General features: G+C 54.0%; 20 protein-coding genes. 19 read left to right on the top strand and 1 reads right to left on the bottom strand.

Annotation, left to right across the window (positions count from 1 at the left end):
• The first annotated feature begins 1 nt into the window (after position 1).
• Both P1S59_03810 and meaB read left to right on the top strand, forming a co-directional pair.
• The gene (locus tag P1S59_03810) at positions 2-658 is read left to right on the top strand and encodes an enoyl-CoA hydratase/isomerase family protein (protein ID MDF1525382.1); all 657 of its coding nucleotides are present in this window, start codon (positions 2-4) and stop codon (positions 656-658) included.
• A gap of 77 nt (positions 659-735) precedes the next feature.
• Complete coding sequence (meaB, locus tag P1S59_03805) at positions 736-1,698, top strand: methylmalonyl Co-A mutase-associated GTPase MeaB (protein MDF1525381.1); 963 nt, start codon at positions 736-738, stop codon at positions 1,696-1,698.
• Here meaB and P1S59_03800 read toward each other — a convergent pair.
• Positions 1,685-1,819, bottom strand: a complete 135-nt coding sequence (locus P1S59_03800; protein ID MDF1525380.1) for a hypothetical protein — start codon at positions 1,817-1,819, stop codon at positions 1,685-1,687. The genes meaB and P1S59_03800 overlap by 14 nt on opposite strands.
• An 84-nt stretch (positions 1,820-1,903) precedes the next feature.
• On the opposite strand from P1S59_03800, the gene P1S59_03795 reads away from it, so the two are divergent.
• The 17 genes from P1S59_03795 (at position 1,904) to P1S59_03715 (ending at position 20,224) form a co-directional block, all read left to right on the top strand.
• Positions 1,904-2,470, top strand: coding sequence for a nitroreductase family protein (locus P1S59_03795; protein ID MDF1525379.1), 567 nt, complete (start codon positions 1,904-1,906; stop codon positions 2,468-2,470).
• A 335-nt stretch (positions 2,471-2,805) separates the two neighbouring features.
• A complete protein-coding gene (locus P1S59_03790; GenBank protein ID MDF1525378.1) occupies positions 2,806-4,494 on the top strand; it encodes a hypothetical protein in 1,689 nt (562 codons plus the stop codon).
• A gap of 136 nt (positions 4,495-4,630) precedes the next feature.
• The gene (locus P1S59_03785) at positions 4,631-5,845 is read left to right on the top strand and encodes a Xaa-Pro peptidase family protein (protein ID MDF1525377.1); all 1,215 of its coding nucleotides are present in this window, start codon (positions 4,631-4,633) and stop codon (positions 5,843-5,845) included.
• A gap of 733 nt (positions 5,846-6,578) precedes the next feature.
• Positions 6,579-7,952, top strand: a complete 1,374-nt coding sequence (locus P1S59_03780; GenBank protein ID MDF1525376.1) for an AMP-binding protein — start codon at positions 6,579-6,581, stop codon at positions 7,950-7,952.
• A gap of 238 nt (positions 7,953-8,190) precedes the next feature.
• Positions 8,191-8,559 (top strand): hypothetical protein, encoded by a 369-nt coding sequence (locus tag P1S59_03775; GenBank protein ID MDF1525375.1) that lies wholly within the window; start codon positions 8,191-8,193, stop codon positions 8,557-8,559.
• A gap of 42 nt (positions 8,560-8,601) precedes the next feature.
• Positions 8,602-9,756, top strand: coding sequence for a hypothetical protein (locus P1S59_03770; GenBank protein MDF1525374.1), 1,155 nt, complete (start codon positions 8,602-8,604; stop codon positions 9,754-9,756).
• Positions 9,757-9,796: 40 nt separating this feature from the next.
• Positions 9,797-10,726, top strand: coding sequence for a hypothetical protein (locus tag P1S59_03765; protein MDF1525373.1), 930 nt, complete (start codon positions 9,797-9,799; stop codon positions 10,724-10,726).
• 171 nt (positions 10,727-10,897) lie between these two features.
• Complete coding sequence (locus P1S59_03760) at positions 10,898-11,197, top strand: hypothetical protein (protein ID MDF1525372.1); 300 nt, start codon at positions 10,898-10,900, stop codon at positions 11,195-11,197.
• Between the two features lie 277 nt (positions 11,198-11,474).
• Complete coding sequence (locus P1S59_03755; protein MDF1525371.1) at positions 11,475-12,053, top strand: tetratricopeptide repeat protein; 579 nt, start codon at positions 11,475-11,477, stop codon at positions 12,051-12,053.
• Positions 12,054-12,182: 129 nt separating this feature from the next.
• Positions 12,183-12,980, top strand: a complete 798-nt coding sequence (locus P1S59_03750; GenBank protein ID MDF1525370.1) for an IclR family transcriptional regulator — start codon at positions 12,183-12,185, stop codon at positions 12,978-12,980.
• A gap of 451 nt (positions 12,981-13,431) precedes the next feature.
• Entirely contained in the window at positions 13,432-14,238 is an 807-nt protein-coding gene (locus tag P1S59_03745; GenBank protein MDF1525369.1) for an IclR family transcriptional regulator, read from the top strand.
• Between the two features lie 120 nt (positions 14,239-14,358).
• Positions 14,359-14,913, top strand: coding sequence for a hydrolase (locus P1S59_03740; protein ID MDF1525368.1), 555 nt, complete (start codon positions 14,359-14,361; stop codon positions 14,911-14,913).
• Between the two features lie 9 nt (positions 14,914-14,922).
• Entirely contained in the window at positions 14,923-16,806 is a 1,884-nt protein-coding gene (locus P1S59_03735) for an indolepyruvate ferredoxin oxidoreductase subunit alpha (protein ID MDF1525367.1), read from the top strand.
• The gene (locus P1S59_03730) at positions 16,796-17,389 is read left to right on the top strand and encodes a 2-oxoacid:acceptor oxidoreductase family protein (GenBank protein MDF1525366.1); all 594 of its coding nucleotides are present in this window, start codon (positions 16,796-16,798) and stop codon (positions 17,387-17,389) included. The genes P1S59_03735 and P1S59_03730 overlap by 11 nt, the downstream gene beginning before the upstream one ends.
• Positions 17,390-17,921: 532 nt before the next feature.
• Positions 17,922-18,323, top strand: coding sequence for an outer membrane beta-barrel protein (locus P1S59_03725; GenBank protein ID MDF1525365.1), 402 nt, complete (start codon positions 17,922-17,924; stop codon positions 18,321-18,323).
• Between the two features lie 38 nt (positions 18,324-18,361).
• Positions 18,362-18,490, top strand: coding sequence for a hypothetical protein (locus tag P1S59_03720; GenBank protein ID MDF1525364.1), 129 nt, complete (start codon positions 18,362-18,364; stop codon positions 18,488-18,490).
• A 183-nt stretch (positions 18,491-18,673) separates the two neighbouring features.
• Positions 18,674-20,224, top strand: coding sequence for an acyl-CoA carboxylase subunit beta (locus tag P1S59_03715; GenBank protein ID MDF1525363.1), 1,551 nt, complete (start codon positions 18,674-18,676; stop codon positions 20,222-20,224).
• Position 20,225 lies beyond the last annotated feature (1 nt).

Here is a 20,225-nt window from a genome sequence, read left to right as displayed (position 1 = left end):
CTTGCCCTTGACCAGCGTGACGGCTCAAAAAGGAGACGGTTGGGCACTCATCGAATTGTCCTCTTCTGCGGGTCTTAACAAACTCGGAACAGACACCCTCGTCCCACTCCTGGCTGAGATCAGGACAAATCTGTCCAACGGGTGCCGGTGCCTGGGCATCACAGGCGTTGGGGACTCTTTTGCAGTGGGAGCTGATTTGAGAGAGATCGCCGGACTGACTCCAGCCGCTGCCCGCAAGTTCTCCGATCTTGGAAACTCAATATTTCGACTTCTGGAAAATGCGGATACGATGATCGTGGCGGGGATCGACGGTTTCTGCCTGGGAGGCGGCCTTGACCTCGCTCTCGCTGCGGACTGGCGTCTTGCCACTTCCCGGTCTGTTTTTGGCCACCCGGGAGCAGACCTGGGCCTTATCACAGGTTTTGGGGGGACTCAACGCCTTCCAAGGCTCATTGGCGCCAAAAGAGCAGTCAAAATTTTATACACCTCCGAAAGGATTGGCGCCTGGGATGCCTACGCTGCGGGCCTTCTTCAGGAGGTATATTCCGAGGGTGAATTTCGGGATACCCTGAAGGAGCGGATTCGTAAATTTGCCGCTTTGTCACCGGAGTGGGTCAGGGATATAAAGCAGGGATTCAGATCTTTCATAGATGGCTGAGGCGATGAAAGGATGAGTGGTGATGATTTGGCAAAAAGTCACGAACGGACTTTTTGCGACCCTGATTAGGAGAGTATGTGTCAGAGCATGATGATCTTATAAGGGGCATCCTTCAGAAGGACCCCTGGTCTCTTGGAAGGCTGGCCCGCATGATCGATGACGGTCTTCCAGGGAAAAATGAAACCCTGACTCAGCTCCATGCCATGGGAGGACATTCCCGGGTTGTGGGCATAACCGGCCCCCCTGGCGCAGGCAAAAGCACCTTTATCAGCAATCTGGTCCGGGAGGGCAGGAAACGGGGTCGGACCATAGCCGTCCTCGCAGTCGATCCCACAAGCCCCTACTCAGGGGGAGCGGTTCTGGGTGACCGGGTGCGTATGCAGGAGCATGCCACCGATCCCGGTGTGTATATCCGGAGCCTCGCAACACGGGGCCATATGGGAGGGCTCAGCAGATCGGTCCAGCAGCTCGTAAGGCTTCTGGATGCGGCCGGTTTTGATCTCATTATTCTGGAAACGGTAGGTGTCGGTCAGGAGGAGGTCGAGATCAAGGACCTTGCCCAGACAGTAGTTTTCGTTACGGTTCCCGGTCTCGGTGACGGGATCCAGGCCATGAAAGCGGGGGTCCTGGAGATCGCTCACATTTATCTCGTCAACAAGGCGGACCAGCCCATGGTCGATTCCACCGTCAAGGACCTTCAGACCATGCTCTCAATGTCAGAGGTTAAGAACGCCTGGGTTCCTCCGGTGCTCACAAGCGTGGCAACGGAGGGAGCAGGTGTGGCTGAGGTCCTGGCTGAATTGGACCGGCACTTCAGGCATCTGGAGACCTCAGGGGGCCTGGAAACGTGGCGAAAGTCGGTTGCCCAATCCAGCGTTACCGAGGCGATCCGGGGGGGTATCGAGGAGTCTTTAGCCCAGCTCCTCGACGAGAGCTGTTCCAAGTTCGAGATGGACGTCGAGAGAGTCAGCCGGAAGGAGGAGGACCCGATGTCCGTAGCTCGCCGATGGCTCGCGAAGCTCGAATTCAACCAGGATTGAATTCGAGCGTATCGGGGTAACGGGGTATGGGGGTGTCGGCGTAACGGAGAAGTTCAATAGCCTCTGACTTCAGGCTCAGGTTATGGGTAACGGAGTGATGGGTAATGAGTAATACAAACATGACACCCGGCACTCCCATTCTCCCATATTCCCATACTGTCCCTTCCCCGATACGCCGATACAAATTACATCAAAGGAGGATATCGTGGACTTTTACGATGTCATAAAATCCCGCCGCAGTTGCCGGGTGTTCAGCGATCAGCCGGTGGAGCGGGATAAGCTCGAGCGCATCACCGAGGCTGCCACCTGGGCTCCCTCCGGGAAGAACCGGCAGAATTTCAGGGTCTTCGTTGTGGCGGGAGAAAAGAAAGAGGAACTTGTTGCCATCGCAGACAGGTCCTTTCCCCTCATCGAAAAGAGTCTGCAGGAAATGTACGACGAGAAGATCGTGAATTTCACCCGGAACTTCTTCAAAACCCTCGGGGGGGCGCCGGTACTACTGGTTTTTTACTCCGCCCCTACCGAAGAGGGGCAGTTCGTGGACACGCAGTCGGTGTCCGCTGCGGTCCAGAACGCCCTGCTTGCAGCCACCCACGAAGGCCTGGGAACCTGCTGGATGACCAACCCGGTGCATCTCAAGGATGAGGTCAACGAAATCCTGGGTGTGGAGGGTATGGATCTGATCGCTTTTGTGCCCATCGGTTACCTGGGCAAGGAACCGCCGACACCTCCGAGGAAAGAAGGGAGAGTTCAATGGGTTGGTTTCGAATGAAACCTCTCGAAACCAACCACTGGACACGGAGAAGGGGAGACACGGAGACACGGGGTGAAAATAGCAATTCAAATCCGATCCACAGTGAGAGCGTGCGTGAGTAATTGCGTAGGTGCGAAATTGTGCGGGTACGAATAAATCTTGCTTTTTCATTTCCTTTCGCATGTATGCAGTTACGCCCGACGCACACACGAGGGATCTAATCCAATCTGCCGTTGTTGCATTCATGAGTTAATGTTAAAATGGCCAAATACGTATTTATGTTAAAAGTAGATAGAATGATGATTTGCCTTTCGCACGTACGCTTTACGCAATTACGGACGCACGGCGGCTGTTTGCGGGAGCGCACCCACGAAATTTTTCAAGGTGAGGTGTTCGATCCCGGATTTCTTGGTTACCAGGATAGAGATTATGGCGTATCGGCACTGTACGCCCGCAAAGACCTGACCATAGACGCCTCAGACCTTCCTGGCGGTATTACCCTCAACTGGACGGGTGGCGAGGTTGACCCGGCCCGCGTACTGGCCGTGTACGGCGATCTGACCATGGCGAACGTTAACATCTCCTCCGGTGTCGCCAGCGCTGTATTCCTTACCGCCTGCTATCCCCTCGGGATGTGTTTCGATCAGGCTTTCACTCTCGCCCGGGGCGGCGGTGTTGCAACCTGGGGCGTGGCGCGCCTGACCAACTGCGAGATCAGCGGCAATATGCTCAAGGGTGAACCTCTTCACTGGCGGGATCAGGGCGCCTTCGGCGGCGGTATCTACGGTGACGTCCTCATTCTCGAGGATTGCGTCATCAGCGGCAACTCTGGCAAGGGGTACGGTGCGGCCGGCGGTGGCGTGTCTTCCACCGGGGGCTGGGATTCAACGTTGGACTTAAGCATCACGAGGTGCGCCGTCACCGGCAACAGGGTCGCCGGCCAGCACACCTACGGTGGGGGAATATATACCGATGGAGGGGGCCGCACCAATACGGAACCCATCACCATTACCAGCAGCACCATCGCCCGCAACAAGGTCATGCACAATCCGGATATCCCGGGCTTCGGAGATACAGACCCGAAGGAGCGTTACTACAGAGGCGGTGGCGTATATATGTCCAATGGTTACCTCAGGATCGACGGATGTACCATCGCTGAGAATGAAGTGACCGGTTATGCGGCCACCTTCCACGGGGAGCCCAACATGAGCGGGGGCGGCGTGGGGGCCACGGTTGGCGATGCCCACGTCGTTGAAGACATGCAGATCCAGCAGTCCATCATCGCCGGCAACACAGTGGATGGCGAGGCCAGCGATCTGTTTACCGGATCACTCATCTATTTTTACAGCTGGGGCTACAACCTCATCGGGAATCTGAATTTCGATTACATCCACGTGCCGGTCCCATGGTGGAGTTATTATCTCAGCCGGAAACACTATCCCAAGGAGGGGGATCAGGACGGTGTGCAGGTCTCGGACGTTCTTTTTCTGGGAACCATCCAGTACCATCCGACCATCCAGTCGGTGGGAGTGAGCCCCGGGCAAGACACGGTCCTTTGGTATCCCCCTGCGGGGGATGCTCTGGACGCCATACCGGACGCCGGATACATGGTGACATATATAGAGGCGGGCTTTTCCACCCAGATACCCTTTGGCGAGGGTGACGGTTTCCTCTTGGATGTTCTTAATGAGATCGATTCTCGATATGATCAGAATTACAGTGCCTTGTTCGATACCACGGCGCTGTCAGGGGTGACTTTCTATGGCCCGGTTGTCACCTGGCCGGACCCCGATGACCACCCTGAAAACCAGCCATGGATCACGTTCTGGAGGGATCTGGATGCCGCCATCGCCGCCAGCCCGGGACCTTTGGGTACCGAGAAACTCGCCGACGACTTCTGGGAACAGTTCTACGAGAGCGGTAACGGACCGACAGTTATAAGGAGAAGAACCAGCTCTGTAAGCCTAATCAACACTGATCAGCTGGGTAATACCCGCCCGGCGGGTGCCATGGGGGATATAGGGGCGATAGAGGTACCGTAAAAGACGTGTGTGCGTAAGTGTGTACGTGCGTGTGTGCGAAGGTCGGCAGGTCCATAGGTCGACCGGGAACTTACGGATTCACGCTCCACGCATACACGCGCGTACGAATCTTGAAATCTGTGAACGGAGAATTACCATGCCCGATTATGATTCAATAGCCCTAACGTATAATACTGTCCCTGAGGAAGAGATCCGTTCAAGGATTTCAAGATTCCAGTCCCTCCTCCAGCGCCAGGAGATCAAGGCTGCTCTCATCGTGCAGCTTATCGACCGGTTCTATTTCTCCGGCACGATCCAGGACGGCGTGCTTATAATCCCTGCCGAGGGAGATCCCCGCTACCTGTGCCGCAGATCGTTGGAAAGGGCAAAGGCAGAGACCCCCCTTCAGTTGATCCCGTTCAAGAGTTTCAAGGAGATACCTCTTTCACTTGAGGACCTCGATGCCCTGCACGCTACCAGGCTTGGTCTCGAGCTGGACGTGATCCCGGCTGCCCTGTACCAGCGCTTTTCCTCTATGGTGGAGGGAGCGGACTGGGTCGACCTGGGCCCTCTTGTCCGGGAGGTCCGGGCCATCAAATCTGCCTATGAAATAGAGAGGATAAGAGCGGCGGGTGTCCAGGTGGGAAAGGTCATCGACACGGCAAGGGAGACCCTGACGGAAGGGATGAGAGAGGTGGAGTTCGCCTCGATCCTGGAAAAGCGGGCCCGGGAGTTAGGCCACCAGGGGATCCTCCGAATGCGGGGTTTTAACCAGGAGCTTTTCTACGGTCACATCATCACAGGGGAACATTCGGCTCTTATGTCCCACATCGACGCACCCTCCGGCGGCAAAGGGGTCAACCCCTCCATCGCCCAGGGCGCCGGGTTCAGGACCATAAAGCGTAACGAGCCGGTGAGTGTGGACTTCGTAGGCAACGTTGGTGGTTACCTCATCGACCAGACGAGGTTGATGGTCATAGGTGATCTGGATGAAGGGCTGGAAGAGGGGTTCAACCAGGCTCGTGATATTCAGGGCCGGGTGGTCCTGGAAGCCCGGCCAGGGGCTGCCTGGAGCAGCCTGTACGATACCGCTGTTTCAGCTGCCGGGGAAATGGGGATCGCGGATCGCTTTATGGGTCCTCCGGGAGAGCAGGTTCGCTTCGTGGGCCACGGCGTTGGACTTGAAGTGGACGAATACCCTTTCCTGGCTCCCAGACTGGACTGCCCCCTCGCAGTCGGGATGGTTTTTGCTTTGGAACCCAAGGTCTTTCACCCGGGTAAAGGGATAACAGGAATTGAAGACACTTATCTGGTAACCGACGATGGGCTGGAGAGGCTTACCGTGACGGAGAGGGAAATAATAAAGGTCTAGAATGTAGAACTCAGAATGTAGAACTCAGATGAAGATCAAAAGCTGAAAATCACAACTAAAGGCTGAAGCTGGTTTATTATTCTACGTTCTACATTCTTCATTCTTCCCCAGTCCCTCCGGGATCTGGCCCAAATTCCGTTTTACTGCAATAAACGGATCTGAATAGTCCCCTAAAATAAAACATCGGTTATCAAAATGTTCGGCTGAAATCTCCCCACTCTGCATTTTGGCCGTTTTGGTCTGCAAACCGCTTGTGCGTGCAAAATAATGCACTCTGCAAAATAATGCACTCTAATGTCGCTCCAAAAGCCTCTTGGAAACCCCATAATATCTATTTTTTAGGTTATTATCCTTGTTGACTGAACCCCCAATAACGTTATTGAAACTGCTGGAATGTTCTTTTTTCCCCTTTTTTCTTGACACACTTAAAACGGTGTTATAAAACTCCGTTATATCGCACAGTAAAACAGCATATTAAATCATTGAATAGGCTGATTGAGGGGGTGGCGAAGAAGTTCACCCGCTTCTTTTTCTAGAAAAGTACACCTGAAAAGAACGTCAGTTTGTTCTTAATAACCAAACAGTTCGCCAATCTGCTCAAAGTCGCCCGAACGGGGGGGCAGATATCTGAAATAATGGGGCTTCATGCCCGGGCGTGACAACGGTTCCTTTAACCCGTGGGTTCTGGGGGCAGTTGGTCCGCTTTGATTACCAGGGAGGAGAAACAGGAGCTATGCAGGTCAAAACGAGAACTCAGGATCCTAAGAGCCCATACTTTCAGCCAGAGATCGAGACCATGCCGGTCGAGAAGCTCAAGAAGCTTCAGCTTGATCTCCTTAAAAAACAGGTAAGCTACATTTATAACACGAACCCTTATTTCAAGAAGGTCTACGATGACGCCGGTTTTAACCCGAGCGACCTGAAGACCCTTGACGACATCAGCAAGGTGCCTTTCATGGAGAAGGGGACCATCCGGGACGGTTATCCCACAAAGATCGTCACAGGCGACATGTCTGAGATGAGGGAGATGCACAGTACATCCGGAACCACAGGTAAGCCGGTTCTCATCTTTGCCAACGAGCACGATATCGACCTGTGGGCCGACCGGAACGCCCGGGAGCTCTGGATGGTTGGTGCCCGCCCGGGAGACATCTTCCTGAACTCCTTCGGGTACGGGCTTCCCACAGGCGGTTTCGGATTCCATTACGGCGCGCAGAGAATGGGCGCCGCACCCATACCGCTGTCCGGCGGCCAGTCGGACCGAATGGTAGACATCCTGGTGGACCTGCCGGTTCATTCATTCTGCGCCACACCGTCCTTCGCCCTTTACGTTGGACAGAAGGCTCAGGAGAAGGGTTTTGATCTGGCCAAGGACTCCACATGCAAGGTCAGCCTTCACGGTGCCGAGCCTTGGCCCTGGGCCACCCGCGTCAAGATCGAAGAACTGTTTGGCGTCAAGGCCTTTGATGAATTCGGTATGACCGAGTTTCTCGGGCCCGGCATGACCTGTGAGTGTGAAGCACGTACGGAGGATATGCCACAGAAGATGCACGCCTGGGCCGATCACCTCCTGGCTGAGTGCATCAACCCTGATACCGGGGAGCCTGTGGGCGACGGCGAGGATGGGGAAATGGTGTGGACCAACCTGGTTAACACGGGGACCCCTCTCATCCGCTACAGGAGCCGGGACCTTGCATCCCTGACCTGGAAAGTCTGTGCCTGTGGCAGGACCCATCCCAGGATGGCGGCCATCAAGGGGCGCTCCGATGACGCCGTGTCCATCTCCGGCCTCATTGTTTTCCCGAGCCAGGTTGAAGAGGCTCTGTCGCCCTTCCCCGAGATGGGGGCCAACTTCCGTATCGTCGTCGAGACCGACAAAAGGGGCATGGACTTTTTCACCCTGAGGATCGAGCTCAAGGACAAAGCGTTCCTCAGCGACAGCGCCCTTGTGGACCGCTTGAAGGTCGAGATGAAGAACGCTGTCAAGGGTGTCACCGATGTGAACCCCAAGGTCGTGGATCTGATCGGTCCCGACGAGCTGCCCCGTGCCACATCCGGAGAGGGAAAGACTGCCAGCGCCCGTGTTGATGACAGGCGCAAGAAGTAATATCAGAGCGTTGATGACTTCGTAAAAAGTCATCAACGCGCTCCAGTGGGGCGCCCAAATCAATGACCAGCAATGTCAGTCATTGATTTGTAGGGAAAACGGAAATGACACTTTTCGTTTTCCGTGGAGCAAAAAGCCGCGAATGGACTTTTTGCGACTCTATTAACAAATAGATTGATGCTCGAATCAGCACACTGAATGAAAAACAAAAAGTCCTATAACGGAAGGAGGTGTAAATATGGAGCAACGCAAACGCATGCGGGCCCAGATATCGGAAGAGGAATTTAAACTTTCTCCGAGTGTTGAGCCCAAGGAATCGTTGGAGACCTGGCAGAAGGTTATCTCCGCGGCATGGGACATGACTATTGTCGCCGTGGCCTACAACGACATGCGCATCCCTCTCAGGAGGGTGCCCGAGACTCTCGAGACGCTGGAGACGGAGATCAACAAGATCAGTGACAAGATGACGCTGGACGTTATTGAAGAAGAGATCAAGACCGGTATTCGTCATTTCTCCGACATCCTGGAACACTCCAGGAACAGCAGAGACCGGATGGACCGGATCCTTCGTGCGACCTGGAATCGCAGGTTGGAGCTCAAGAGTTAAACGGCTTTATCAGCCAAGATCAGGATGAAAGGAGAATAGGTTATGGCAGAGGCGACTATCCCCACTTTTATGAGGGGAAAAGACAAGATCATGTCCCTCTCTGATGCGGTCAAGACCTTCGTCAAGAAGGGAACCTGCATCTGCCCCGGCGGCTTCAGCTATACCAAGAAGCCAATGGCGCTGGCACGTGAGGTGATCCGTCAGGATATCAAGGACCTTTTCGTTACCATGAACGGCGGTGCCTCCATTTGTGAGTTCTGGGCCGCAGCCGGACTGGTTAAACTTCTGGACACGACGTATATCGGACTGGAAGGCATCCAGCCGGTGGCATACAGTGTCCGCCGCTCCATTCAGGACGGCACCATCGACGTAGAGGATTACTCCAACTACGGCTACGGTCTCCGGACGGTGGCGGGACGCTACGGCTGGCCCTTCGCTCCCTGTATGTCGGAGTTCGGGACCAGCATGATGGATAATGACACCTTCAAGAAAATGGGCCTCCGCGGCAAGAAGGCCGATGGGTCCTGGATCCATCCATCCGTCGCTCCCCATCGAATGGCAGTCATCGAAGATCCATTCGACGGGTGGGGCCTGCGCCCCCATGCCTTTGAAGACGGCGACGGTACTTCCAACAAGACCAACGCTCTCGATCTGATCCGCGAGTCAACCGCCTACACCGGCAACAAGGGTGTCAAGGTTATCCTGGTTCCGCCCATCCTTCCCGAGGTGACCATCATCCTCGCCCAGAGGGTCGGCGAGAAAGGTACTACCCGGATCGAAGGTATCCTGGGACCTGACGCCGAGCAGGCTATTTCAGCCAAGTACTGCGTTGTTCAGACTGAGAAGGTTGTTACGGAAGAAGAGCTCCGCGCTCAGCCGTATTCCAACACCATCGCCATGCAGTATATCGACGCCATCGTCGAAGTGCCCTACGGCGGTTTCCCCGGCCAGGTCCCGTATTACTACGACTACGACTGGGATTTCTGGAGAGCCTACACTCAGGTCAACCGGAAGGAAAAGGCCGAGGTCAACAAATACATTAAAGACTGGGTCATGGAAGACGAGTGGACCTTCCTGTCCACGCGCCCGGGTGACGGCTACCCCACGATCACCGGGACAAAAGGTCTCCAGAGGCTCTTCGAACTTCGTGCCGATTCTACGTATGGCTACAAGCCTGGTCTGGCCAGGCCTCTGTAAGGCTTTGGCTGAATCTTCTTGCCCAATGAGGAGGTAAGATATGTCCGTTATTAGACAATCCGATCCCAAGGCCTGGACTCATGTGGATGACACTGAGTATGAGGCGTATTGCAAGGAAAAGGGGATCGATCCAGAGAAGTATACGACAATGGAGCTGCTTTGCATCGCGGCTGCCCGGCAGACCTATGACTTTTCGTTCATCTTTGCCGGCACCGGTCTTCCCATGATCGGATGCATGATGGCCCAGCACACCTACGCCCCCAACGCCCTCATCATCATGGAGGCCGGGATCCTCGATCCCAAGCTTATCGAAGTCCCCATCTCCGTTTCCGAGGCCAGGGGTGGCTACATGTGTTCCACCCTCTCCAACATGGCCGATACCTTCGGCACCTTCGCCCAGCGCGGTTTCTGCACTTTCGGAATGCTGGGCGGGGCGGAGTGCGACAAGTACGGGAACCTGAACTCCACCGCCATGGGCGGCTACTACTCCAAGAGCGCCCGTGACGATGGCAAGACCGGTCCCGCAGTGCGCTTTGCCGGTTCCGGTGGCGCCAACAACATCGCCTCCTACGCCGACATGGGTCTCGCCATGATGGTTCAGGAGAAGAGGCGCTTCCCCGAGGTGAACGAGTACGTCACCTCAGTTACCGGAAGCAGGGGCCCCCTGGGCACCGCCGAGGACCGCTGGCACATGGGTCTTTTCCGCGGAAGCGGGACCACCATCGTGTCCGACCTGTGCATCTTCCGCTCCAGCCCTGAGACCGGCGAACTCGAGATGTCGGAGATCTACCCCGGCATCGACGAGTCCCTCGTTACGGAGAACGTAAGCTGGCAGCTCAAAAAAGCAAAGGACTTCAAGCCTTTCGCGGCTCCCTCTCACGAGGAGATCAAGATCGCGCGGATGGTTTGCGATCCGAACAGGATCTACCTTGGCCGTAAGACCAAGAGAGATCTGGCTGCAGAGAAATAAATTGCTTTACCGGCGGGAGGGGACATACCGTCCCCTCCCGTTTCCTTATCCTCCGCTCATTGTGCCCTGGGTATTTTTTGCGGATCATTGAAGAAAAGCATCCTTTCACCAAAGAAGCGTCGGTGGAATGCTGACACAGAACAGTTTACTGAATGAGGGGGCACCACAGCCATGTACGATGACTTTAGTTACAAAATATGTGAATTTGAAAAAGAGCAGAAATTGGACGAGATCAAAACCAAACTGGAAGCATGGAGTGATAAACCTGGTACTTACACCCTTTTGGGCGAGCGGGGAGCCAGGTTCAGCCCGGATAGCTGGGGCTTTCCAACGGTGTATTTTGCCATAGACGGGAAAACACTTGAGGTGGTGACCAAGGACTGCGACCTGGGCGATGTGGAAGACTACCTTTGCAGTCTTGCCCAGGTTCTGGGATGCAAAATTTTTACGGAGTATATTGAGTACAGCTAACTATGACAGGGTCGCAAAAAGTCCGTTATCGGCTTTTTGCTCGTCGGAAAGTGAAAAGCGTCGTTTCCCCTTTCCTCACGAATCAATGACTCATATACCACGCCATTGATTCGGGCGCCCCAAACGGGGGCGCGGTGATGGACTTTTTACGAGTCCACCAACTATAAACTCAACCTCAAATCGCAAATCGCAAATCTCAGAGATGCTGTGCAGAAGCTTTTTTGAGATTTGAGATCTTGGATCTGAGATTAGATTAATACCCGGGGGGGTACAGCATATGAAAGATCGATTTACGAGGAACCCCGCAGCGCACGACTACTGGGTCAAGGGGAACGAACTTTTCGACCAGGGCAAAATATTGCCGGCCATTGAATATTTCAAAAACGCCGTCAGGGCGGATTCTAATTTCGCGGAAGCTTACAGCAATATGGGTATTGCCTACTTCGACATGAAAGACTACAGCAACGCCCAGGATTGCTTTAAGAAGGCGGTTCTCATCAAACCTGATTTCGTGGAAGCGCTTCTCAACCTCGGTTCTGCCTTCCTTTTCGATGAGCAGCCGGTTAAGGGGTTGGAGGTGCTGACAAAAAAACCGAGGCTTCAGGATGCTGCCATGGCCTACGAACAGGTGATCCACCTGAAGCCGGAGATGGCAGAAGCCTATATGCATCTTGGCCTCGTTTACGAGCAGATGGATCGGACTGATGACGCCCTCAAAACGTACAAGCGCTTCAAAGAACTGTGGGACGGAACAGGGCGTTATCTTCACGCAGTTCAGGAAAGGATCGACCGATTGGGAATGGGTCGCAAATCAGGAATCGGTGAGGCGCCCCGTGACGAGAAGCTTGGTGAGTGAACTGACTGATAATCTTAAGGTTCCCAGCGATGGGAAAGGGGATGCTCCTCTGGTTTGCCCCCCCTCCTGGAGGGGCATCCCCGTTTTTTATAACAGAAAAGTATCGAACGCCATGATTTTGAGGTTAGGATGATCAAGAGGAAAAAAAGTGATTATATCATCCACTCCGTGGATCATGCGTTTGATGTTTTGGAGGCGTTCAGGGCTGATGAACCTGAACTTGGGGTGACGCAACTGGCCAAGCTGCTTAAACTGCATAAAAATAACGTTTTCCGTATTCTGGCTACCCTGGAGAGCCGTGACTACGTTGAGCAGAACCCTCGTACCGGAAACTATCGGCTGGGTCTCAAGGCTTTCGAGGCCGGGCAGGCCTACCTGAGGCACACCAGTCTGGTGTCTGTAACCCATCCGCAGATGGAGGCTCTCTCATCTGAACTAAGAGAGAACAGCTATCTGGCGGTTTTACGCGGTGGTTACGTTTTTTATCTGGATGAGGTTATTGCTGACCAGACGATCCAGGTAGTCTCACGCCTTGGAACCAGAGTGTCCCCCCATTGTACGGCCACCGGCAAGGTGTTTCTCGCCTTCCTGGGAAAACCCATGGTGGATGAACTGTTTGAGACCATGATCCTCGACAAAATGACACCACACACGATTACTGACGAACGTAAGCTGAAGACCGAGATCATCAAGGTAGGGGAGAGTGGGTACGCGGTAGACAATGAGGAGTGGACAATGGGGCTGAAGTGTGTCGCGGCTCCCATACTGGATTATTATGGAAAGATACAGGGTACCATATCTGTCAGCGGGCCGGCTGACAGGCTTCCTGAAGAGAAAATTGTTGAAGAGATTGTCCCTGCAGTTCTTGATCATTCCAAAAAGGTTTCAAGGAAAATGGGGTATCTCACAGGTAAGGGGCAAGAATAAATAAATCCCGTGGTAGAGCCCCGGGATTTATTTATCTGGGAAATTAATGGTCAAAGTACTGTTTTCCTTTCCTGAGGTGTCTCCCATCCGCATCTCATGGTTCTAAGCTACCTTCATACGCGAAATTCAGTGTGCACATATTTATTGAACAGTTTTTCACGATGGATTTCGCGTTCTTGACTTATCTTCCTGCCACCAATACAATTCCTGATTGTCAAATTATGATTTGATCCAAAGTTGATGGATTTAAAAAAAGTCCATCAAGCAGTCCTGCCGTCGGCGGGACCGGGGTGGGGGCCACGCCTGCGGCGTGGGACGGATTCACTTCGCTCCATTGATCCCGCCATCGGCGGGACTGGCAGGGGATCACACCTTAGGCGTGACCGCCCTTCAAAAGTTTCGAAGAGACTTCTTGCGAGGTTATGGATTTTGGTCCTGTACGGAGGCAGATATGACCCAGACCAAAAGGAAAAAAACCGATTACATTATCCAGTCGGTGGATCATGCTCTGGATGTCCTGGAAGCGTTCCACTCGGAAGCGGATGAACTGGGCATAACTGAACTGTCACGAAGACTAAAACTTCACAAAAACAACATTTTTCGTATTCTTGCGACCCTTGAGAGCAGGGGATATATCGATCAAAACATGGCAACGGACAACTATCGTCTGGGCCTCGGAACTTTGGAGTTGGGGCAGACCTATATCCGCCATACGGGCCTGCTGCGGGTAGCTCGATCTGTAATGGAGGAACTCAACAATAAGGTTAACGAGAATGTGTATATCGGGATATTGAAGGACCGGTACGCTTTCTACCTTGACGTGGTCGAATCCAACCACACTGTGCGTGTTCTCTCCCGCGTCGGGTGCCGTGTGCCCACCTACTGCGCCGCTATAGGAAAAGCGCAGTTAGCTTACGAGACATCGGAAACGATCAATGAGGTTCTGGGCAAAAAAGAGCTGAAAAAGTTCACGCCCAACACGATCGCCGATCGGAAAAAAATCCTGGAACACCTGGTCCTCGTCAAGGAACTCGGGTACGCGTTGGACGACGAGGAGTGGGATGAGGGTGTAAGGTGTGTCGGTGCTCCCATTTTCGACTATACACGCAAGGCTGTGGGAGGCATTTCCATATCAGGTCCCTCGGTCCGCATGAGTATGGAAAAGATAAGGAAAGATTACGTCCCCTTGATCAAGAGGGCGTGCGAGGAGATCTCCAACCGCCTTGGCTACGATTCACTTGAAGCGAAAAGCGAGTAAAAAATAGGTGTTTAGGATCTAGGGTCTGGTGTCTAGATTTTAAAACGCTAAAGCAATGATCTGGGATTTGAGGTCATTTCCGAATCACGAATTACGAATCACAAATCACGGGGTTTAACAATGATCGATAAAATGAGGTTCAAAGCGTCCGAAGCCGTTCTGGTAGTAGTCGATGTCCAGGAGAGGCTGGCCAGGGTAATGGATAGGCGTCAGCAGGTTGAGGCCGCTATCGGTGTTCTTATCCGCGCTGCAAAGCTGCACGATATTCCCATTATCCTGACCCAGCAGTACACGAAAGGTCTTGGCCCTACGGTAGAAGCTCTTGCATCAGAGCTTGCGGGTGTTGATCCGGTGGAAAAGATCCATTTCTCCTGTTGCGGCGAAGAACCGTTCACCCGCGCTCTCGATGCACTTGGCCGGCGCAAGGTTATCCTCACCGGCATGGAGGCTCATATCTGTGTGCTTCAGACCGCCACCGACTTGCTGGATATGGGCTACACCGTTCATCTACCATGGGATGCTGTCTGCTCCCGCATTGATGGAAACCGTGACGCTGCGATGAGGTTCATGGAGCGGGCGGGCGCCATTGTAACATCCTCTGAGACCGTCGCTTTTCAGATCCTTGAAAAGGCAGGAACAGCAGAGTTCAAGGAAATTTCCTCTCTTCTCAAGTAACCCTCTTATATGAAATCCTTCATCACCATTGACAGTCCAGGTACCGACGTTCTTTTCTCCGGGAATGAATCCATTGCACGTGGTTGTATCGAGGCAGGTGTTTCTCTCGTCACCGGGTATCCCGGTACTCCCACCACCCCGGTCATCGAGATCCTCAAGTCTGCCGATTCCCCGATCCGGGCCAGGTGGGCCATAAACGAAAAGGTTGCCTTTGATATTGCAACAGGCAATTCCTGGGCGGGCCTCAGATCTCTCGTTACCATGAAGATGTCAGGGCTGAACGTAGCCTCCGACTCAATCCTTTCGGTGGCTGCTTCCGGTACAGTCGGGGGGTTGGTCATCTACGTTGGTGATGATCCCAATGTCTATTACGGGATGGTTGAGCAGGACTCCAGATACTACGCTCTTCTGTCTTCAGCTCCCATGCTGGTTCCAGCTAATCCACAGGAACTGCTGGATTTTACCAGGTATGCTTTTGAGCTTTCGGAAGAGATAGGCGGCCCGGTTTTCCTTCGCAGTACGACGGTTTTGTCCAACACCTACAGCAAGGTGACCCTGGGCGAGGTCCGCCGCATGCGCCAGAAGGCCCACTTCGAATTCAATATTGATAAATACACCAAAGCGGGATCCATCAGGTGCCGGAAACAGCATCAGGAAGCTCTGGACCGGGTGGAGAAAACTGCCGCTGTCGCGGACCATCTCAATATCCTCACTGAAAAAGGGACCAGGGTAGGTGTTATTGCGTCCTCTCTTGCCTGGGACTACCTGATGGAGACCCTGGAAAAACATGACCTTGATCTGACACGTCTCAAGGTTTCAACGGCCCATCCGGCTCCCCTGGGCAAGATAATTAAGGCTCTGCAGAGTACTGAACGGATCCTGGTATTGGAAGAACTGGAACCCATCATTGAGAGAAGGGTCAGGGTCCAGGCAAGCATGATGGAGAACCCCCCTCGGGTGTTCGGCAAGGAAGACGGCCTGGTCTCCAGGGTGGGGGACCTCTCACCCGACCAGGTCCGTGAAGCACTTTCAGAGGTTCTCGGCGAGAAAATAGAGGCCTGCCACGGTCTGGATATTGATGAAAAGGCCGAGTCCCTTAAGGTCCATCGTCTGCTTACCTTTTGTGCCGGCTGCCCCCACCGCAACTCATACTACGCCATGATCAAGGCCATGAAGGAACTGGGGATGGATCCTTCCGAGATCGTGGTCACCGGAGACATCGGCTGCACTGTTCTTGGCATCAACGAACCGTTCTCTATCTGCTGGACGGAAGTTTCCATGGGCAACAGCATAGGTCTTGCGGAAGGTTTTATTGGGGCCGGCATGAAAAAACCGGTTGTCGCCACCATCGGCGATGGGACCTTCTATCACTCAGGTGTTTCCCCTTTGATCAACGCGGTGGCTACGGGGCAGGATCTGCCTGTTGTCGTCCTGGATAACAACTGGGCGGCTATGACCGGTTACCAGAGCAATATCGGCACCGTGGGCGGCGATGAGATCCGTATCCCCATCGAAAAGATCTCCCGGGGACTCGGCGTGAACTCTGTGAAGGTGGTCAACCCCTACAGGCTGAAAAAGTCTATTCGCGCATATAAAAAGATGTTAACCGGCCGTGGAGTGAACGTACTGATACTCCGGGGACCCTGTGTAGCCCGTCAGCCCCGAACCTGGGATCTTGCAATGCGCATCAATCCTAAAAAGTGCCCTGGATTTGAAGGGTGTGAACGTACCTGTATCGAAGCGTTGGCCTGTCCGGCCATAATCCGGGATGGTGACGATGTCAGGATCAACCAGGAGGACTGCCAGAGCTGCGGCCTGTGTGTCAACTTTTGTCCCAGCTCCGCGATCAGCAGTAATCCCCTGAAGATCAGGAGGAAGAGGTTTGGAATTTAACGTTGTTGCCGCCGGGATCGGTGGACAGGGGATCGTACTTTTTTCGGAGATCCTTGCCAAATCCATGCTGGCAGAAGGTCTTAACCCCAGCTTCTATGTCCACTCCGGGCTGGCTCAACTGGGGGGATCTGTGAGCAGCCACATCCGTGCCGGAGACCGTATCTGTCCCAAAATAACCCACGGCTGTGCCGATGTTATCCTTTCTCTGGAGCTTGGTGAGATCCTCCACACCGTGCCCTATCTGAAGAGGGACGGCAAGGTCCTTGTCAGCCAGGCAACCAGGATGCCTTATCATTCCACCATTGCGCCGGAAAAGTACCCCACCATCGATACCCTCACTGAACTGTTCAGGGAGGGGGGAGTGGAGCCTGTCTTCATACCTGCCGATACGATCGCGCGGGAAGTCGGGCATATACAGGCCCTGAACATGGTCATGCTGGGGGCTCTGGTAGCTGTTTCCAATATCGTTGATACGGAGTCTGCAGTCAGGACCATCCGGGAGACGATCGGGAAGGGGGCGGATATAAACGTAGAAGGCTTCTGGAAGGGGTATGAATTTATCTCCGGTAGGGATTACAACTGAAACCTTTTTTGGGGGAGGCTTCCAATAAGGGGTCATCTACTGCGTTATCGTCCTTCGGAAATCCTCACCGTATGTCCCATATACGCCTTCCGCCGTCGCTCTTCGAGCTATGGCGTGACAAGCTGGTCCCACCCTCCCTCGGGCCTTGCATTCACAAGACCCTGAGACTTGTCGAATGGGCTCACCCATTCTCCTGGGCCGATAAGCGCGGTCCATCCAGGTGCGACAATCTTCCACCTTCCACCTTCCACATTCCACCTTCACCGACGTATGCTCGTATCCGGCGCACTCTTGGCAGCCGATAAGCATTGTCCATCAAGTGCGACAACCTGCCCCGCAGATCACGGGATTATCGCCCCTTGGAAATCCGCGATGTATGTCATCGAAAACCGGTGCCTGGTACCTGGTTCAGGTGCCTGGAACAATCCAGGAACCAAAAACCAGGAACCTGGAACTTGGCACTGATTTTTCCTGCCTTCTTCTGCTATAATTCGCAGACAAGAATTTTTGGCCTATTTCAAAGGGGGATAAAATGAAAGCGCTGAAAGTTGGAACGATCCTGTTGGCCGTTCTGCTCCTGGCTTTTACTCTGCTTGCCGCAGTACCGGCCCAGGCAGGACAATGGTATGTGGGTGGCGGGATTAATACGGTTGATCTGGGCAAGGATTTCAGCGACATTGAATCGGGTCAGGGGCTGACCTTCAACTTCGGGTACTATTTTCAGCCGACCTTTGCCCTGGATTTTGTCCTCGGCTTCAGCGGTCATGAGGACCCCTTCGGTGACGACTTCTTATATTCCCGTTTTGACATAGGCGCCGAGTTCGCCTTTGGCACAGGGAGTGGACTGTCACCCTACCTGGTTGTGGGTCTGGGCAGTCACACCATGGACTATGACCTTTTCACAGACTCCTTTACCGGCACCTCTCTTTTTTAGGCGGAGGGTTTGATTACTATATCACCCCGGGGCACAGTGTGGATTTCGGGCTGCGTGTTCATGCCTGGGACATCGATGTGGAGTCGGGCGGAGTTAAATACCTGAATGTGGGTGACGCTACGACCACTGTGCTGAGCGTCATGTACAATTACCACTTCATCATGTAGCCAGGACCGGGAACCTGGAGCTTGAACCAGATCTCTTTATGAGTTCCACCTCTTGAAGCTTCATACCTGATACGTGATTAAATTTTCGCTGGTTATTGTCCAGCGGAGGTTTAATTTGTATACTGTGTTTTTCGCTCAATCCCAGTTCCAGGACAATAAAAGATATTAACCGGAGGATAGGTCATGTCCCTTGAAAAGAAGTTCGAACTGCTTAAAGAGAAGGATGCCCAGGCCGAGCTTGGCGGTGGTGAAACCCGCATAGCCAAGCAGCACGAAGCCGGTAAACTTACCGCCAGGGAGAGGGTCAACCTTTTTCTCGATGAGGGCAGCTTCGTGGAGATGGACAAGTTCGTGACTCACCGCTGCAACGATTTCGGGATGGAGAAGCAGAAGATCCCGGGTGACGGTGTCATTACGGGGTACGGGAAGGTCAACGGCCGCAAGGTGTTCGTCTTCGCCCAGGACTTTACCGTTTTCGGCGGGTCCCTCTCCGGCGCCTACGCGGAGAAAGTGGTCAAGATCATGGACCTGGCCATGAAGTACGGCTGCCCTGTGATCGGTTTCAACGATTCGGGCGGGGCGAGGATCCAGGAAGGGGTCGTCAGCCTTGGGGGTTACGCAGATATCTTCCTTCGCAACACCCTCGCCTCCGGGGTGGTTCCGCAGATCTCCCTCATTATGGGACCATGCGCGGGAGGGGCGGTTTACAGCCCGGCCATCACAGACTTCATCATCATGGTGAAGAACACGAGCTACATGTTCATTACCGGACCGGAGGTGATCAAGGCGGTGACCCACGAGGAGGTTACCAAGGAGGAATTGGGCGGCGCCGAGACCCACGCCTCGAAGAGCGGTGTGTGCCACCTGGCCGCAGAAGATGAGAAGGAAGCCCTCGGAATGGTTCGGGAGCTCCTGTCCTTCGCTCCCCAGAACAACGCCGAGGATCCGCCCTTCGTTCCCACGGAGGATGATCCCCTGAGGGAGGATGAGTCCCTGAATGACATCGTCCCTGACAACTCCAACAAACCTTACGACATCAAAGAGATCATCACCACAGTGGCCGACGACAACTACTTCTTCGAGATCCAGGAACACTATGCCGGGAACATTGTCATCGGCTTTATACGTCTGAACGGGCATTCGGTGGGAGTTGTGGCCAATCAGCCGGCGAACCTCGCGGGGGTTCTGGATATCAACGCCTCCATCAAGGCGGCCAGGTTCGTCAGATTCTGCGACGCGTTCAACATCCCCCTTGTGGTTTTCGAGGACGTCCCCGGGTTCCTCCCGGGGGTGGACCAGGAATACGGAGGGATCATCACCCATGGCGCCAAGCTTCTTTATGCCTTTTGCGAGGCCACCGTTCCCAAGCTCACCGTCATTACCCGGAAGGCTTACGGTGGCGCCTATTGCGTCATGAACTCCAAGCACATCAGGGCCGATTTTAACTTCGCTTATCCCACCGCGGAGATCGCCGTCATGGGACCGGATGGCGCGGTGAATATCATCTTCAGGAACGAGCTCAAAGAATCAGCCGATCCGGTGGCCCGAAAGACGGAACTTGTGGACCACTTCAAAGAAACCTTCGCCAACCCCTACAAGGCGGCGGAGCTGGGGTACATCGACGAGGTGATCTTGCCCCAGAAGACAAGACCCCGGCTCATCAAGGTTCTGGAGATGTGCCTGTCGAAGAGGGATGAGAATCCGCCCCGTAAACATGGGAATATTCCGCTTTAGA

This window comes from bacterium (assembly GCA_029210965.1).
GTDB lineage: Bacteria > BMS3Abin14 > BMS3Abin14 > BMS3Abin14 > BMS3Abin14 > JALHUC01.
Note: the sequence above shows the minus strand (reverse complement) of the source record. Positions and strands in the feature narration are given on the sequence as shown.